Raw genomic sequence first — 16,568 nt, forward strand, 5'->3', positions numbered from 1 at the left:
CTTTCAGCGGGAAGAGACCAACGACCGGGCGAAGAGCGCCAGGTAGGCCGGGCGCTCGGCCAGGCGGCGCATCAGGTACGGGTACCAGTCGCGCCCGTACGGCAGGTAGATGCGAACCGTGTAACCGGCCTGCGCCAGGCGACGCTGCTCGTCGGGCCGCACCCCGTGCAGCATCTGGAACTCGAACGTGTCGGGCGTGCGGTCGTACCAGCGCGCCCGCTCCTCGCCGATCGCGACCAGGCGGGGGTCGTGCGTGGCCAGCATCGGGTAGCCGTCCCCGGCCATCAGGACGTTCAGGCACCGGACGTACGACCGATCGACGTCGAGCGCGGTCTCGAATCCGACCGACTCCGGCTCGGCGTACGCGCCCTTGCACAGCCGCACCCGCGAGCCCGCGTGCGCCAGGTCCCGGCAGTCGGTCTCGGTGCGCCGCAGGTAGGCCTGGAGGACGGCGCCGGTGTCGGGGTAGTCGCGGCGCAGCGAGGCCAGCGTGTCCAGCGTGTGGTCGGTGGTGGTGTGGTCCTCCATGTCGAGCGTCACGGTGGTGCCCACCGCCGCGGCCGACTGGCAGATCTTCCTGGCGTTCTCGGTCGCCAGCTGCGGGTCGAGACGCTGGCCCACCGCGGACAGCTTCACGCTGACCTCGGCCGGCGGCGCGAGCCCGGCCGCGGCGAGCGCGTCGAGCAGCGCGCAGTACGCGGCCGTCGTCTCCGCGGCCGCGGCCTCGTGCTCGACGTCCTCACCGAGGTGGTCGAGCGTGACGGCCAACCCGTCGGCGATCAGGTCCCGGCTGACCCGGACCGCATCGGCGACTTCATCACCCGCGACGTACCTCGCCACCAGGTTCCGGGCCACCGACGCGTTGGTGAGCAGGCGTTCGAGGGCCGGGGTGCGGGCCGCCGCGAGAATCGCCGTTCGAAGCATGGCTGGAGCCTAACGTGGGCCCGCCGTGGGGCACGGAAAGACCAACGCCCCCGGACGGGCGGGTTGTCCCGGTCCGGAGGCGAGGTTGGGGGCGCCTTGGTGAGGCTCCCCGAAAAGAGTACGAGCGTCCTACGTCACTCGCATCCGATCGGGGTTCATTGTCGCAATATGTGAGACGCGCTGACTCAAACCGCCCCGAGATGGGCAGCGGGCGCGGCCGGCGCGGCCAGATGGAGCCGCGCGAACGCCAGCGACTCGGCCAGGTCGGCCTCCCGGCCCTCCCGGTCGAGGCCCCGGGTCGTCACCTCGACCACCACCGAGCCGTCGAAGCCCCGGGCGGCCAAGCGCTCGAGCACCACCGCGCACGGCTGGTCGCCCCGGCCCGGCACCATGTGCTCGTCCTTGAACAACCCGCTGCCGTCGGCGAGGTGCAGGTGCGCGAGCCGATCGCCCATCCGGTCGAGCAGGGCCAGCGCGTCGGTGCGGGCGACCGCGGTGTGCGACGTGTCCAGCGTGAAGTGCCGGTAGTCCCCCGACGTCGGATCCCAGTGCGGCGCGTACGGGATGAACGCCCGGCCCCGCGCGCGCAGCGGGAACATGTTCTCGACCGCGAACTTCACCGCGGTGTCGTCACCCAGCTTCGCGATGCCGTCGACGAACGTGCGCGCGTACTCGCGCTGCCAGCGGAACGGCGGGTGGACGACGACGGTGTCCGCGCCCAGCCTCTCGGCGGCCTCCCGGGACCGCCGGAGCCGTTCCCACGGGTCAGGGCTCCAGACGCGCTGGGTGATGATGAGGCAGGGTGCGTGGACCGAGAGCACCGGCATGCCGTACTTCTGCTGCAGATCGCGGAGGGCGTCCACGTCCTGGCTGATCGGATCGTTCCAGACCATGACTTCGACACCGTCATAGCCCAGCGCGGCAGCGAGCTCGAACGCCGCCGGGGCAGTCTCTGGGTACACCGAGGCCGTGGAGAGCCCGACTTTCGCGGCCGGGACCCGAACCGTCTGCGGTGTGTCGCCTTCCCTGGTCACTCCATCCAGAGTAGCCCCCGGTCACGACGACCGACCGCCCCGTGCCGCTCAGGCGTTGGCGGCCTCCTGATCAGGTAGGACCTCCGGAAGCGACGGGTCCTGGATCCCGGAGTCGAGCCAGTCGAGACGTTGCAGGATCACGCCTTCGCGCAACGCCCAGGGACAGATCTCGACCTCGATCAGCCCGAGCCGGCGCATCGTCGCCTCGGCCACCACGGCACCGGCGAGCAACTGGTGCGCGCGGCCGGCGCTGACCCCTTCGAGCTCGGCGAGGTCGGTGGCCGGGATCCGGGAGATGAACTCGGTGATCTGACGCAGGCCGTCGATCGTCAACGTGCGGCGGACCCGCGACCCGGCCGCGGACGGCGCGGCCCCGGAGAGGCGGGCCAGCGTCCGGAACGTCTTGGACGTGGCCACCGCCCGGTCGATCTCCCCGGCCCGCTCCACGCCGTCGGCCACGCCGTCGAGCACGCTGTCGGCGTAGTCACGCAGCTCGGTGACCTGCTTGCGTTTCGGCGGATCGTCGGACAGCCACTCCCGGGTCAGCCGACCGGCTCCCAGCGGCACCGACAGCGCCAGCTCCGGGCTCTCGTCGATGCCCACCGCGATCTCCAGCGAGCCGCCCCCGATGTCGAGGCACAGCAACCGCCCGGCCGACCAGCCGAACCAGCGCCGGACGGCGAGGAACGTCAGCCGCGCCTCGTCCTCGCCGGAGAGCACGGACAGACCGACGCCGGTCTCCTTCCGCACCTTCTCCAGTACCTTCTCGCCGTTGCGCGCTTCGCGGATGGCCGACGTGGCGAACGCGAGCAGGTGATCGACGTCGAGCCGGAGGGCGGCGTCCTTGGCCGAGACCACGGCGTCGAGCAGAGCGTTGGCGCCTTTGTCGGAGAGCTTGCCGCTGTTGTTCACCGCCTCGGCCAGCCGCAGCACCGACTTCTCGGAGTAGGCCGGGGTGGGATGCCCGCCTCGGCGGGCGTCGACCACCAGTAGATGAACGGTGTTCGACCCGACGTCCAAAACCCCCAACCGCATACTCGAACGGTACGCCCTGATTCGTGTCGACTCCGACCTCGTCACCCACTGTTCACCAGGGTCGTAGGCTGGCGGCGTGACTCATACGGTGGCACTCCCGATGCCCCGGCCGCGCGACGCGGAGGTCGGGCTCGACTTCCCGCGGGAGTGGCTGGAAATCACCGATCCGGCCGACCCGGAGCACGTGATCAAGGCCGACCTGACCTGGCTGCTCTCCGACTGGACGTGCATCTACGGCGCCGGCTGCCACGGGGTGGTGGAGGGCAGGGCGGAGACCGGCTGCTGCAGCCACGGGGCGTTCTTCACCGATGACGACGACGTCGCGCGCGTCGCGTCGTACGTGAAGCGGTTGACCCCGGCGGACTGGCAGTTCTACCGCAAGAGCGCGCCGAAACACTGGACCGAGCGGGACTCGGTCGGCGACGAGGACGACCGGCTGCGCACCGCGGTGGTGGACGGCGCGTGCCTGTTCCACAACCGCGAGGGGTTCCCGGGCGGCGCCGGGTGCGCGCTGCACGCGCTCGCGCTGCGGGAAGGGCGTCACCCGCTGGAGACCAAGCCCGACGTCTGCTGGCAACTGCCGGTGCGCCGGGAGCAGGAGTGGGTGACGCGCACCGACGGCAGCCAGGTGCTCGTCGACACGCTCGGGGAGTTCGATCGACGCGGGTGGGGTGAGGGCGGGCACGATCTGCACTGGTGGTGCACGTCCGCGCCCGAGGCGCACGTCGGCGCGGAGCCGCTCTACCGGACGTACGCGCCCGAGTTGATCGCGCTGATCGGCGAGAGCGCCTACACCGAGCTGGCCCGGCTGTGCGACGCCCGCGCCGCCCGCGGCCTGATCGCGCCGCACCCCGCCACCGTAGAAGCCACCCGCGCCGCCGGCGCCTGAGGGCGGCGCCCGCTCCACGTTCGAGCCACTATGCGACTGCTAGGCGGCGCCTTCGTCCGGGCACTCCTCCGAGGCGGCGCGGAACGCGCGGCGGTAGTCGCGGGGCGGTACGCCGCGGCGGCGGACGAACTGGTCGCGGAGTGCGGCCGCGGTGCCGAAGCCGACCCGCTTCGCGACCTCCTCCACCGGCAGGTCGCCGCCCTCGAGCAGCTCCTCGGCCCGATGCAGCCGCTGCGCGAGCAGCCAGGCCCGTGGCGTGGTGCCGGTGGCGGCCCGGAAGTGACGCGCGAAGCTGCGCGGGCTCATCAGTGCCTTCGCCGCCAGCACCTCGACGGTGAGCGACTCGTGCAGGTTCGACCGCATCCAGGCGAGCACCTCGACCAGCCGGTCGGAGTCACCGGCCTCCGGCAGCGGCGAGACGATGTACTGGGCCTGCCCACCGTCACGGTGCGGCGGGATCACCACCGACCGCGCCAACGCGTTCGCCACCCGCGCGCCGTACTCCCGGCGCACCCAGTGCAGGCAGAGGTCGAGCCCGGCGGCGCTACCGGCGCCGGTGAGCACCCGCCCCTCGTCGACGTAGAGCACGTCCGCGTCCATCGTGACGCCGGGGAACGCCCGGGAGATGAACTCGCAGTTCTGCCAGTGCGTCGTCGCCTTGCGTCCCTCGAGCAGGCCGGCCGCGGCCAGCACGAAGGTGCCGGAGCAGAAGCCCATCAGCGTGGCGCCGCGGGCGTAGGCGCGGCGCAGTGCGTCCAGGTACTCGGCCGGCGGCTGGGTGAAATCCTCCCAGGGCATCACGAGCACGAGGTCGGACACGTCGATGCGGCTGAAGTCACCGTCGAGCTGGATGGTGGCGCCGTACCGGGTGCGGATCGGCCCCTCCTCGGCGGGGACGATCGCGAAGTCGAACTCGGGAAGGCCGATGTCGGTTCGGTCGTAGCCGAAGACCTCGGTGACGATGCCGAAGGTCAGCGCGCCGATCATGCGCGGGGTGACGCCGGTGACGATCATGCCGCCATCATGGCAGCTTTCTTGCGCTCAGAGGAACCCTGTCATTGGCAGTTTTCTTGGCATGGTGGTCCCGTTTGCCACTCACGCCCGAGGTGCCGTCGGCGAGACGCTTTTCGCATGTTCGCAATCGACTGCCACCACCACGGCGCACGCACCCTGGCCAGCACCGACGACATCCGCAACTACCGCAACACCGACCACGGCATCGAGCTGGAGGTGGAGTGCTGGTGCGGCGGGATCGTCACCGTGACCACCGGCCGCAGCGCCGCGACCCCCGTCCTCACGGGAGCCGCAGCGTGAGAATCAGGCCTCGAACTTGTAGCCGAGACCGCGGACCGTGACGAGGTACTGCGGGGTGCTCGGCGACGGTTCGATCTTCGCCCGCAGGCGCTTCACGTGGACGTCGAGCGTCTTCGTGTCGCCGACGTAGTCCGCACCCCAGATCCGGTCGATCAGCTGGCCGCGGGTCAGCACCCGACCGGCGTTGCGGAGCAACATCTCGAGCAACTCGAACTCCTTGAGCGGCAGCGCGATGTTGGCTCCGCCGACGGTGACCGTGTGCCGGTCGACGTCCATCCGCACCGGGCCCGCCTCGAGCGTCGCCGGCGAGAGCTCCTCGGGCTCCGTGCGACGGCGCAGCACCGCCCGGATCCGGGCGACGAGCTCCCGCGGGGAGTACGGCTTGGTCACGTAGTCGTCGGCACCGATCTCCAGCCCGACGACCTTGTCGATCTCACCGTCGCGGGCGGTGACCATGATGATCGGCACGGTCGAGCGGGCGCGGAGCGTCCGGCACACCTCGGTGCCCGACAAGCCCGGCAGCATGACGTCGAGCAGGACGATGTCGGCACCGGCCCGGTCGAACTCGGTCAGCGCGTCCGGGCCGGTGGCGGCGAGCCCGACCTCGAAACCCTCCTTGCGGAGCATGTAGGACAAGGCGTCGGAGAACGACTCCTCGTCTTCGACCACCAGAACTCGGGTCACGCTTCACCTCTCGTACTTGCTGTGGGGCTGTGGGCCGGGGGCGTGGCGCCCCCGGCGTTCCGGGTCAGCGCCGACGGCGGGGCGTCCGCGGCGGCGTGGTCTTCGGCGGCGGGCTCATCGGCCGCGAGCGGCGCGGCCGGGTCTAACTCGCCGGCGCGGCGGCCCGCCTCGGGCGGGCGGCGCGGCGCGGCGGGGTCCGGCGCGGCGTTCGGGTCGGTCAGACCGTCGAGGTCCTCGAGCGCGTCGAAGTCCTCGAAGCCCGGGGAATCGCAGCCCGGGTCGGGCAGGCGCAGCGTGAACGTCGACCCGGAGCCCTCGACGCTCCAGACGTCGACGCTGCCACCGTGGTTGGTGGCGATGTGCTTGACGATCGCCAGCCCCAGGCCGGTTCCGCCGGTCTCGCGGGAGCGGGCCGGATCGGCGCGGTAGAAGCGCTCGAAGATCCGGTCGAGGTCGGGTTCGGCGATCCCCATGCCCTGGTCGGACACCGAGATCTCGATCAGGTGCCCACGGCGCCGGGTGCCGATCGCGACCCTGGTGCGCTCCGGGCTGTAGGTGACCGCGTTCTCGACCAGGTTGGCGATCGCGGTGACCAGCTGGCTCTCGTTGCCTTCGACGACCAGGCCGCGTTCGCCCCCGGACACGACGGTGATCGTCTTGCCCTCGGCGACGGTCTTCGTACGGTCGACGACCTCGGACACCACCCGGTCGACCGGCACGACGACCGGCTCGGGCAGCGGGTCGGCGCCCTGCAGCCGGGAGAGCTCGATCAGCTCCTGCACCAGACGGCCGAGCCGACCCGATTCGTGCCGCATCCGCTTGGCGAACCGCTGGACGGCGACCGGATCGTCGACGGCGTCCTGCAGCGCCTCGGAGAGCAGCGACAGCGCCCCCACCGGCGTTTTGAGCTCGTGGCTGACGTTGGCGACGAAATCACGGCGGACGTTGGCCAGCCGGTGCGCCTCGGTGACGTCTTCCACCTGCATCACGGCGTGGCCGCTGACGCCGAGCGGGGCGGCCCGGACCCGAACCCCCAACGGTTCCAGGCCGCGCCCGCGCGGCAGCTCAATCTCGGTTTCCCGCACCTCGCCGATCTGCCGAACTTGCCGGCTGAAGGCGCGAAGCACCGAATGTCCGATCCGACCGTCCCGGACAACCCCTAGCCTACGTGCCGCAGGGTTCGCGAGCACGACATCATCGCGGGGATCTAGAACAACTACGCCGATTCCCAGCCCGTCGAGGCTCCGCCGGGCCAGATCGAGGTCGAGGCTGACGGTGGGGGACGGCGTCGCCTCCGGCCGCGGCGGACGCCGCTGGAGGGCGAACACCGCGTACCCCACCGCTGCACCGAGCAGCACAGCGGGGACGCCTACCAGCAGCGCCGTTACGAGATCCACGACTTCGATCGTAAGAGGCGTGAAGTCCGCGGTGACCCTAACGTGACCTGCTGACCGAAATCTGCGGCTGCTGTTCACCCGTTAGCCGCCCAACCTTTGGTGGATCGACACCGGAACGGAAAGCCTCGCGGGCGCCCGAACTACTAACGTCAGGACGCATGCGCGATTCGTTCCACGGCGAGCTCTCGAAGGTCAACGAGATCCTCGTCCGGATGACCGACCTCGCGCGAGTGGCGATGGATTCGGCCACCACCGCGCTGCTGACGTCGGACCTCCGGCTCGCCGAGGCGGTGATCTCGGGCGACGCCCAGATCGACGCCCTCCACCGTGAGCTGGAAGAACGCTCGATGGATCTGCTCGCGCGCCAGCAACCGGTCGCGGTCGACCTCCGTACGATCATCGGCGGCCTGCGGATGGTCTCGTCGCTGGAGCGGATGGGCGACCTGGCCCGGCACGTCGCGACGATCGCGCGCATGCGGTACCCGGACTGCGCCGTCCCCGACGAGCTGAAACCGATCTTCGCCGAGGCGGCGGCGGTGGCCGACAAGCTGGTCGTCAAAACGCGTGACGTTTTAGTGGAGCGAGATGTGTCACTCGCGGCCGAAATCGTCAAGGACGACGACCGCATGGACGAGCTGCACCGCGAGCTGTTTGCCCGGGTTTTGGACGACAACTGGGCTCACGGCATGGAAGCGGCGATCGATGTGACCCTTCTCGGGCGCTTTTACGAGCGCTACGGCGACCACTCGGTCTCGCTGGCCAGGCGCATGGTGCAACTGGTGACGGGTGTGCTGCCGGCCAGCGCCTGAGGAAGAATTGCGGTCGTGATGGCCGCACGCACTCCCCTGAACCGCCTGGCTCAACCGGAGACCTGGTCGACGACGCTCGCCGGGATCCTCTTCGACCTCGACGGCACGCTTGTCGACTCCACCGCGGTCGTGGAGCGTCAGTGGGTCACGTTTCTCGGCTGGTACGGGCTACCGGCGTCGGCGCTCCCCCAGCAGTTCCACGGGAAACGGGCCGAGGACCACATCCGCGACATGCTCCCCGCCGAGCAGGTCGCCGACGCCGCCGCGCGCCTCACGGCCCTGGAGGCCAGCGACATCGCCGGGGTGACGGCGGTCGCCGGCGCGCAGCGGCTCATCGACGCCGTCGACGGTGTGGTGCCGTGGGGGATCGTCACCAGCGGCATGCGCGCGGTCGCCACCGCCCGGCTGGCTGCGGCCGGGTTGCCGACACCGGAGGTGCTGGTGACGGCCGAAGACGTCCAGGCCGGCAAACCCTCCCCGGAGCCCTACCTGCTGGGGATGGAGCGGCTCGGCGTCGGCGGTGCGGTCGTCGTGTTCGAGGACGCACCGGCCGGGATCCGGTCCGGACGCGACGCGGGCTGCCCGGTGGTGGCCCTCACCACGTCCCACCCCGCCGAGGACCTCAGCGAGGCGGACGTGGTGGTGGCGGACCTCACCGCGGTGGTCTTCACCGCGCCCGCCCGCGACGACAGCGCCGTGCTGACCGCCGCGAACTGAGCCCTAGCGGCCCTGGTTGGCGACCGCGGCGACGGCGGCCTCGGCCGCGTCCGGGTCGAGGTAGGTACCGCCCGGGTTGGTGGGCTTGAACTCGGCGTCGAGGTCGTAGCGCAGCGGGATGCCGGTGGGGATGTTCAGCCCGGCGATCGCCTCGTCGCTGACGCCGTCGAGGTGCTTCACGAACGCGCGCAGCGAGTTGCCGTGCGCGGCGACCAGTACGGTCTTGCCGGCCCGCAGGTCGGGGACGATCGAGTCGTACCAGTACGGCAGCGCGCGCTCGAGCACGTCCTTGAGGCACTCGGTCTGCGGCCGGAGCTCCGGCGGCAGCGCCGCGTACTGCGGGTGGTCGAACTGGGACCACTCGTCGTCCCGGTCCAGCGGCGGGGGCGGCGTGTCGTAGGAGCGACGCCAGAGCATGAACTGCTCCTCGCCGAACTCCTCGAGCGTCTGCTTCTTGTTCTTGCCCTGCAGAGCGCCGTAGTGCCGCTCGTTCAGCCGCCAGCTGCGTGTCACCGGGATCCACAGGCGGTCGAGGGCGTCCAGCGCGATCGTCGACGTCCGGATGGCCCGGCGCAGCAACGACGTGTGCAGCACGTCGGGCTGCAGCCCGGCCTCCTTCAGTAGCTCACCGCCCCGGCGCGCCTCGTCCTCGCCCTTAGCCGTGAGGTCGACGTCGACCCACCCGGTGAACAGGTTCTTCGCGTTCCACTCGCTCTCGCCGTGGCGGAGCAAAACCAGGGTTCCGATCGCTGCACTCATACCCCACAGCCTGCCAGAGCCGGCTCAGCCCTCTGCTTGTACCACCGAGATGGAGTAGGGCGGCAGGGAGACGGTGGTCGACGGTTGAGTCGTCTTGATCGGCGGGACGCTCTTCTTGGGCTGCCCGGCGTTTTCCGCGGAATCCCCGGGCTCCCATTCGTAGTTCTCGCTCGAGTACTGGTACATGGCGATCGGGCCGCTGAGGTCGCCGCCCGAGCCTTCGACCTTGACCTTGACCGTCTTCTTCGGGTCCTTGTTGATCAGCATCACGGAGATCTTGCCGTCCGGCCGCCGGATCCCGTACGCCGAGACCTGGGGACTCCCGTCGGCGAGCTTGAGGTCAGAGGTCGTTTTGAGCACCTGGTGCTTCTCGTTACCCGGCTTCACCCAGTGCCGGGTGACGAGTTGCGCCGCGAAGTACCCGACGACCGGCCGGATCTTGAAGTCCTCGTAGAACTGCAACATCATCAGGTTGCCGTAGGTGTTGCACTTCTCGCCCTCTTTTTCCTGGAAAGACCAGTTCGGCTCGAGCCCGTAGTAGTAGCTCGTGTTCCCGCCCTTGGCCAGGAACATCGCCGCGGTCTCGACGTTGACGATCGCGCCCGGGAATTCCACCTCGGCCTCGCCGGCGAACGACGAGTAGCCGTACTCGGTGATCACCATCGGCACGTCCTTGGGCAGGCCGTGCTCGTACTGCTTGTCGATGATGTCGTTGAACAGCTTCGCGTGCTGGGCGAGCTGCTTGTCGGGCTTTCCGCAGACGTCGTCGAACGGGTACCACTCGAACGAGAAGAAGTCGAAGTCGTCCATCCGCTTGTTGGCCTTGAGGTACTTGATGAAGCGGCTGGTCCAGGACTTGTCGCCGCTCGCGTCGGCCCAGTGGATCCAGTCCGGGAGAACGGTCTGATACCCCGGGCCGCCCATCTGGATGTCCGGCGCCACCTTCTTGATCGCGTCCGCGACCTGCATGTACAGCTGCCCGTAGTCCTCCGGCGTGGCCAGCTGGCCGTCGGGCTCCTCGCCCATCTCCACCTGGAAGAACGGGAACTTCTTCTTCTTGAGGTACGAGACGAGCGCGGCGGCGTCCTCCGGGATGCCGTAGAGCACCGGCACCGGGATCATCATCGGCTCGTTGTTCGTCAGCCCGCTGGCGTAGGTGCGCTCGAAGCTGGCGTGCTCGTAGTTCTTGTCCATGTCCGTCGCGCGGTGCCACGGGTCGGTGGACGACACCCAGGTCGGGGACTGCTCCTGGTCCTTGCGGTGCACGATGTGGTCGACGAACGAGCCGTCCTTGGTGTAGCCGATCGAGAGCTCGCGCACCGAGTAGCCGAGCCGGTCCCGGATGTCGCCGCTGTCGGGCCCCGTGCCGGACCCCTCCGACATCACGATGCGGACGAACTGCGCGTCCATCGGCGAGTCGGCGACCGTCACGGTCTGCTTGCCGCCCGTGCCGGTGAACTCGCCGGCCGGGAAGTCCTTCCAGTTCGCCGTCGGGTGCGCGGGGTGGATCGCGTCGTTGCTGCCGGCCCAGTACTGGACCTTGAACTTCTTCGCGTACGCGTCGCCCCAGTTGATCGTGATGTCCTGTACCGGCTTCGCGTAGCCGAGGCCGATCATGATCCACTGCTGGTGCTCGGAGGCCGACTTCTTGGTGAAGTGCGGATCCAGGTACGGATTGCTCTTCCAGAAGCTCTCGGGGTCACCGTCGGTCATCTTGGCGAACGCGTCGTTGTTCGCCTGGTCGATCGTGTTTCCGCGGCGCGGGAGGTTGTACCCGTAGGAGACGCCCGCGTCCTTCTCGATCGTGTCGTTGGAGGTCCAGTAGCCCTCCTTCTTGCCCGGGTTGCTCCAGGTGCCGACCGGGTTCCAGTGCCAGGCCTTGACGCCGAGCTCGGTACGGAGGCGGTAGCTGATCGATCCCCAGCCGGCCGACTTCATCGCGGTGATGTTCGTCGGCGTCCAGACCTTGTCGATCTCGCCGCCCTCGAGGCCGTCGACGCCGGCGCCGAGCTGCTTGTGCGGCTGGAAATCCTGGACGACCTCGTTGAGCGCGACCGTGACCGTGCCGTCGGCGGAGCCGGAGAGTAACTGGAACGGCGGCCGGACCTTGCTGTCGGCGGCCATCAGCGCCACCACGATGATCGCCGCGGCGGCCGAGATCAGCTTCGGGCGCTGCCAGAGCGGGCGCACGTCGGCGATCTTCTTGCTGCCGTCGCGGCCACGGCGGTGACCGGGACCGTCGGCGGGGCTGACCGGGGCGTCGGCGAGCGGCAGGCCCACCCCCGGACCGCTACCGGTGGCGTTGGAACCGGCCGACCAGCCCAGCTCGGACGGTGCCGCCGGCTGCGCAGGGCCCGCCGACCAGCCGACCTGCGCCGCGGCCGGTCCGGCAGCGGCCGGTCCGGCGGCGGGCGGGGGGCTCGCCGGTGCGTACGGGCCGGCGTTCGGGGGCGGGCCGGCCGGAGCGGGCGGTGCGGACGCGGCGCGCGGCGGCACGGGCAGGCCCGAGACCGGGCGCGGCGGTACCGGCATCCCGGAGACCGGTCGGGGCGAGTACGGCGGCCCGGACGCGGGAGGTGCCGAGGGGACGGCGGAGACCGGGCGGGCCGGCGAGCCGTACGTGGTGCCGTAGGTCTGCGCAGGCGGCGGAGGAGGCGGAGGCGAATACCGGCTCCGGTCGTCGTACCCGGACGCGTTGTCGTAACCGTTGTCGTACCCGCCACGGCGGTCGTACCCGGCACGGTCGTCGTGACCAGCACGGTTGTCATAGCCCGCACGATCGTCGCGACCAGCCCGGTCGTCGTACCCGGCCCGGTCGCCGTAACCAGCCCGGTCGTCGTACCCGGCGCGGTTGTCGTACCCGTTGCCGGCCTCGTGACCGGCGCCGCCGTTGTACTCGTTCCCGGCGTTGTACCCGTTCCCGGCGTTGTACCCGTTCCCGGCGTTGTACCCGTTCCCGGCGTCGTAGCCGTTCCGGTCGTCGTAGCCGCCGCGGTCGTCGTACCCGCCCCGGTTGTCGTACGCGGCGCGGTTGTCGTACCCGTCGTAGCCGCGATCGTCGTGACGGCCGGCATCCTGCGGCCGCCCCCCGCCGTAGACGGCGCCCGACTCGTGCGGATCCGCGTCGTACTCGTAGTTCCGCGGCATCGGCGGTGGAGGAGGAGGCGCCGAACGACGACGTACGTCCTGATCGTCCGACTGGCCGTCGTGGTTCCACCCACCACGCCCGCCGGGACCGTATTGACCGCCCTCGTTCACGCTGCTCCCCGTTGACCGGCAGGGCAACTGACCACCGTTACCCCGTCAGGCGCGATGGTAGGCAGCGAGCGCCGCCGTGAAATCGGTGGTCCGTCCCGCAAATCGGGTCACACCGATCACGTCTGGCTCAAACTTTTACGCGTCAGCTAAGCATCGTTTAAGAGAATTCACAGGATCGCGGTTCGGTCCCGCGCAATGGCCGTAAAGGTCGAAATCATCCCTTCATGCGTCCGAACCGCGTACCTGAGATCAAACCCGGGCCCCGTCCCCCGAAGGGTCCCCCGAGGGTTCCTCCGCAGCGTCGTCCGGCTCCGACGGTTCCGTCCCAGCGGCGTCCGCGCCGCTAGCCTGCTGGCGCCGCGGCAGGAACAGCAGCGCGACGATCGCGCCGAGCCACGCGACCACCGCCGAGCCCACCGCGGTCAGATGCATGGCGTCCACGAACGCGTCCTTGGCCGCGTCGACGAGCGCCAGCGCGTCCCGGGCCGACGACGGGGCGGAAGCGACCAGACGACCGGCCGCTTCGAGCGCGCCGCCGATCGACTCCCCCGCGTCGTCGCGGGCGGCCGCGGGGAGCACGTCGACGGCGTCGCCCAGGTGCGAGCGGTAGGACGCCGAGAGCAGCGACCCCATGATCGCGACGCCGAGCGCGCCACCGACCATCCGGACCGTGTTGTTCACCGCCGAGCCCGCCCCGGCCCGGTCCCGCGGCACCGCCGACATCACCGCCTCGGTGGCCGGCGCCATCGCGTTGCCCATGCCGAAGCCGAGCGCGAACACGATGATCTCGATGACCCAGATCGGGGTGTCGCGGCCGACGAACGTGTACGCGCCGAGGGCGGCGCCGACGAGCGTCATGCCGAACGCGACCACGATCCGGGTGCCGTAGCGCTGCGCCATCGTGGCCGAGCGGGGCGCGGCCAGCGCGATGCCCACCGCGACCGGCACCACGAGCAGACCGGCCTGCAGCGGCGAGTAGTCGCGCACCGCCTGCCAGAAGTAGGCCAGGAAGAACGTCGCGCCCTGCATGGCGAAGAAGACCAGGCCGATGCTGACCGCCCCGGCCGAGAACGCGGCGTTGCGGAACAGCGTGACGTCGAGCGACGGGTGGCTGCTGCGTGCCTCGACGAACACGAACAGCGCGACGAGCGCGATGCCGCCCAGGATCGGCCCGAGAACGGCCGGCGACCCCCACTCGGTCGTCTCACCGCCGTGGATGATGCCGTAGACCAGCAGCGACAGACCAGCGATCGAGAGCAGCACCCCGAACGGGTCGATCCGCCCCGGTGAGGGGTCCTTCGACTCCGGCACCACGAGCGCGATCGCGACGACGCCCACCAGCACGAACGGCACGTTGACCAGGAAGACCGAGCCCCACCAGAAGTGCTCGAGCAGCAGCCCTCCGGTGACCGGGCCGATCGCGATGCCGATGCCGGAGAAGCTCGCCCAGATGCCGATCGCCTTGCCGCGCTCGGACGGGTCGAACACGTTCGTGATGACCGAGAGCGTCTGCGGCTGCACCAGCGCCGCGCCGATCCCCATCAGCGCGCGGGTGCCGATCAGCTGGCCGGGCGTCGAGGCGAACGCGGAGGCCACCGAGGCCAGACCGAACACCACCATGCCGACGACGAGGAACAGCCGGCGCCCGAACCGGTCCCCGAGCACACCGGCGCTGAACATCAGCCCGGCGAAGACCAGCGTGTACGAGTTGATCGCCCATTCCATCTGGGACTGGGTGGCGCCCAGATCGGCCTGGATGGTCTTCAGGGCGACGTTGAGGATCGTGTTGTCGAGAATGACGACGAGCAGGCACACCACCAGCACGGCGAGGATCAGCCAACGGCGGCGATGCACGGTCTGAGCGTCCACGGGCCGGACGCTACTGCGCGTTTCTTGTGTCCTGCAACTAGTTGCCGGCCCAGTCGGCGAACGCCTCCAGGTTCTGCAGCGACTCGCCCCGCTTCACGCGCCAGGCCCACTCACGCCGGATAGCACTGGGAAATCCGATTTCGAGCATCGAATTGAAGCTGTTGTCGGAGTACTCCAGCACCGCTCCAAGGATGCGGTCGAGCTCGTCCTCGGTGATCGAGGCCAGCGGCAGGCGCCCGGTGAGATATACGTCACCGGCCTTGTCGATGCTCCACGAAACCCCGTACATCCGGGCGTTCTTCGTGAGCAGGTAGGAATACAACTCCTCGCGGTTCTCGTCCGGGTGCCGCATGACGAACGCTTCCACGCGCAGCGAGTGGTCGCCGATCACGAGGTTCGCCAGCGTCTTCTGCTTGCGCGTCCCCGGCAGCGTCACGACGAAATCGCCGCCGGGCGTGCGTTCGTAGTCGGCTTCCCGGTCCTTCAAGAACGCTTCGAGGACCGCGGTCAGCTCTTCTTTCGTCGCCACGCAACCTCCCTAGACGGGGGTCAGATCACCCCGGCGTTGCCGCATTGCGGCACGGTACCCGTCCAGAAGGCCGTCAGCCGTGCGCTGCCAGGAGAATCGTGCGGCGTGCACCACACCTCCCCGGCCGAGCGCGGCGCGGTAACGGGGCTCGGCGATCAGCCGGCCGAGCACGCGGGCGTAGTCGCCGGGGTCGTGCGAGCCGACCAGGACGCCGGACACCCCGTCGGCCACCGCGGTCCTTAAACCGCCGACCGACGCGGCGACGACCGGCGTGCCACAGGCCTGCGACTCGACCGCGACCAGCCCGAACGACTCGTTGTGGCTCGGCACGACGGTGACGTCGGCGGCGCGGTAGAGCTGCCCCAGCTCGTCGGGCGGGATCGGCGCGAGGAAGCGGATCAGGTCGCTGACGCCGAGCGACGACGCGAGCCGCCGCAGCGCCGCGGGCTCGCCCATGCCGTTGCCGCTGGCCCCGCCGCACACGACGACGGTCAGCGACCGGCGCAGCGACGGGTCGGCCGCGACCAGTTCGGCGGCGGACCGCACCAGGATGTCCGGTGCCTTCAGCGGCTGGATGCGCCCCACGAACAGCAGCACGGTGCCGTCCTCGGGCAGGCCGAAGTGCCGCCGGGCCACCCGCCGGTCACCCGGCTGGAACCGCCCCAGGTCGACGCCGGGCGACACTGTCGCGACGCGGGCGGCGTCGGCGCCGTAGAGGTCGACGAGCTGGCGCGCCTCGGCCGGGGTGTTGGCCACCAACAGGTCGGAGTCGGCGACGACCTGCTCCTCGCCGAGCACCCGGCTGGCGGGTTCCGGGCGGTCGCCGTCGGCCAGCGCCGCGTTCTTCACCTTGGCGAGCGTGTGCGCCGAGTGCACGAGCGGCACGCCCCACCGCATCCGGGCGAGCGCGCCCACCTGCCCCGAGAGCCAGTAGTGCGAGTGCACGAGGTCGTACCAGCCGGGTTCCTGGTGCGCTTCGGCCTCCAGCACCGCGCCGGAGAACGCGCACAGCTGGCCGGGTAGTTCGTCGCGCCCGAGCCCCTCGTACGGGCCGGCCGGAACGTGCCGGACCAGCACTCCGGGCGTCATCTCGACGACCGGGGGCAGGTCGGACGAGGTGGCCCTGGTGAAGATCTCGACCTGGACACCGGCACCGGCCAGGCGCCGGGAGACCTCCGCGACGTAGACGTTCAGCCCGCCGGCGTCGCCGGTTCCTGGTTGGTCTAGCGGAGAGGTATGGAGTGTGATCGTCGCGACCCGGCGTGGCAACTCTCGTCCGTCCCGTTGCCGGCGAGTCGAAAACGACACCCCGCACTCTCCCCTCGACACATCCGGTCCGACACTACGTAA

14 protein-coding genes and 1 pseudogene are annotated in these 16,568 nt (G+C 70.2%); 4 read left to right on the top strand and 11 right to left on the bottom strand.

Features of this window, described 5'->3' with window-relative positions:
• Positions 1-3: 3 nt before the first annotated feature.
• From CRYAR_RS39245 to CRYAR_RS39255, 3 genes and pseudogenes are all read right to left on the bottom strand, one after another.
• Complete coding sequence (locus CRYAR_RS39245; protein ID WP_035858402.1) at positions 4-924, bottom strand: proline dehydrogenase family protein; 921 nt, start codon at positions 922-924, stop codon at positions 4-6.
• A 185-nt stretch (positions 925-1,109) separates the two neighbouring features.
• Positions 1,110-1,958 (bottom strand): sugar phosphate isomerase/epimerase family protein, encoded by an 849-nt coding sequence (locus CRYAR_RS39250; RefSeq protein ID WP_035858403.1) that lies wholly within the window; start codon positions 1,956-1,958, stop codon positions 1,110-1,112.
• Positions 1,959-2,081: 123 nt separating this feature from the next.
• Positions 2,082-2,993: pseudogene (locus CRYAR_RS39255) on the bottom strand (Ppx/GppA family phosphatase); the annotation flags it as partial.
• Between the two features lie 100 nt (positions 2,994-3,093).
• Between CRYAR_RS39255 and CRYAR_RS39260 the strand changes: the two are divergent.
• A complete protein-coding gene (locus tag CRYAR_RS39260; protein WP_035858405.1) occupies positions 3,094-3,882 on the top strand; it encodes a DUF3109 family protein in 789 nt (262 codons plus the stop codon).
• Between the two features lie 39 nt (positions 3,883-3,921).
• Here the strand turns inward: CRYAR_RS39260 and CRYAR_RS39265 are convergent, their stop codons facing one another.
• Positions 3,922-4,896 (bottom strand): helix-turn-helix domain-containing protein, encoded by a 975-nt coding sequence (locus CRYAR_RS39265; protein ID WP_035858408.1) that lies wholly within the window; start codon positions 4,894-4,896, stop codon positions 3,922-3,924.
• A gap of 117 nt (positions 4,897-5,013) precedes the next feature.
• Between CRYAR_RS39265 and CRYAR_RS39270 the strand changes: the two genes are divergently transcribed.
• Positions 5,014-5,196 (top strand): hypothetical protein, encoded by a 183-nt coding sequence (locus CRYAR_RS39270; RefSeq protein WP_035858409.1) that lies wholly within the window; start codon positions 5,014-5,016, stop codon positions 5,194-5,196.
• Between the two features lie 3 nt (positions 5,197-5,199).
• On the opposite strand, the gene CRYAR_RS39275 is transcribed toward CRYAR_RS39270, so the two are convergent.
• Positions 5,200-5,880 carry a response regulator transcription factor gene (locus CRYAR_RS39275; protein ID WP_035858412.1) on the bottom strand — a complete coding sequence of 227 codons (681 nt, stop codon included), beginning with the start codon at positions 5,878-5,880 and terminating at the stop codon, positions 5,200-5,202.
• On the bottom strand, positions 5,877-7,277 hold the full coding sequence (locus tag CRYAR_RS39280; protein ID WP_084701540.1) for a sensor histidine kinase: 1,401 nt from the start codon (positions 7,275-7,277) through the stop codon (positions 5,877-5,879). Before CRYAR_RS39280 ends, CRYAR_RS39275 begins: the two co-directional genes overlap by 4 nt.
• A gap of 158 nt (positions 7,278-7,435) precedes the next feature.
• On the opposite strand from CRYAR_RS39280, the gene phoU reads away from it, so the two are divergent.
• A complete protein-coding gene (gene phoU, locus CRYAR_RS39285) occupies positions 7,436-8,086 on the top strand; it encodes a phosphate signaling complex protein PhoU (RefSeq protein WP_035858414.1) in 651 nt (216 codons plus the stop codon).
• Between the two features lie 18 nt (positions 8,087-8,104).
• Positions 8,105-8,803, top strand: coding sequence for an HAD-IA family hydrolase (locus CRYAR_RS39290; protein WP_051571580.1), 699 nt, complete (start codon positions 8,105-8,107; stop codon positions 8,801-8,803).
• A gap of 3 nt (positions 8,804-8,806) precedes the next feature.
• Here the strand turns inward: CRYAR_RS39290 and CRYAR_RS39295 are convergent, their stop codons facing one another.
• The 5 genes from CRYAR_RS39295 to mshA form a co-directional block, all read right to left on the bottom strand.
• A complete protein-coding gene (locus tag CRYAR_RS39295; RefSeq protein WP_035858416.1) occupies positions 8,807-9,562 on the bottom strand; it encodes a phosphoglyceromutase in 756 nt (251 codons plus the stop codon).
• Positions 9,563-9,586: 24 nt separating this feature from the next.
• Positions 9,587-12,709: a discoidin domain-containing protein gene (locus CRYAR_RS39300; RefSeq protein WP_035858418.1), complete on the bottom strand. Its 3,123-nt coding sequence runs from the start codon at positions 12,707-12,709 to the stop codon at positions 9,587-9,589.
• 360 nt (positions 12,710-13,069) lie between these two features.
• Positions 13,070-14,689 carry an MFS transporter gene (locus CRYAR_RS39305; RefSeq protein ID WP_051571581.1) on the bottom strand — a complete coding sequence of 540 codons (1,620 nt, stop codon included), beginning with the start codon at positions 14,687-14,689 and terminating at the stop codon, positions 13,070-13,072.
• A 37-nt stretch (positions 14,690-14,726) separates the two neighbouring features.
• Positions 14,727-15,218 (bottom strand): type III secretion system chaperone family protein, encoded by a 492-nt coding sequence (locus CRYAR_RS39310; RefSeq protein ID WP_035858420.1) that lies wholly within the window; start codon positions 15,216-15,218, stop codon positions 14,727-14,729.
• 9 nt (positions 15,219-15,227) lie between these two features.
• The gene (gene mshA, locus CRYAR_RS39315) at positions 15,228-16,487 is read right to left on the bottom strand and encodes a D-inositol-3-phosphate glycosyltransferase (RefSeq protein ID WP_035858422.1); all 1,260 of its coding nucleotides are present in this window, start codon (positions 16,485-16,487) and stop codon (positions 15,228-15,230) included.
• Between the last annotated feature and the right edge of the window lie 81 nt (positions 16,488-16,568).

The sequence above is a fragment of the Cryptosporangium arvum DSM 44712 genome (assembly GCF_000585375.1).
In the GTDB taxonomy this organism is placed as follows: Bacteria; Actinomycetota; Actinomycetes; order Mycobacteriales; family Cryptosporangiaceae; genus Cryptosporangium; species Cryptosporangium arvum.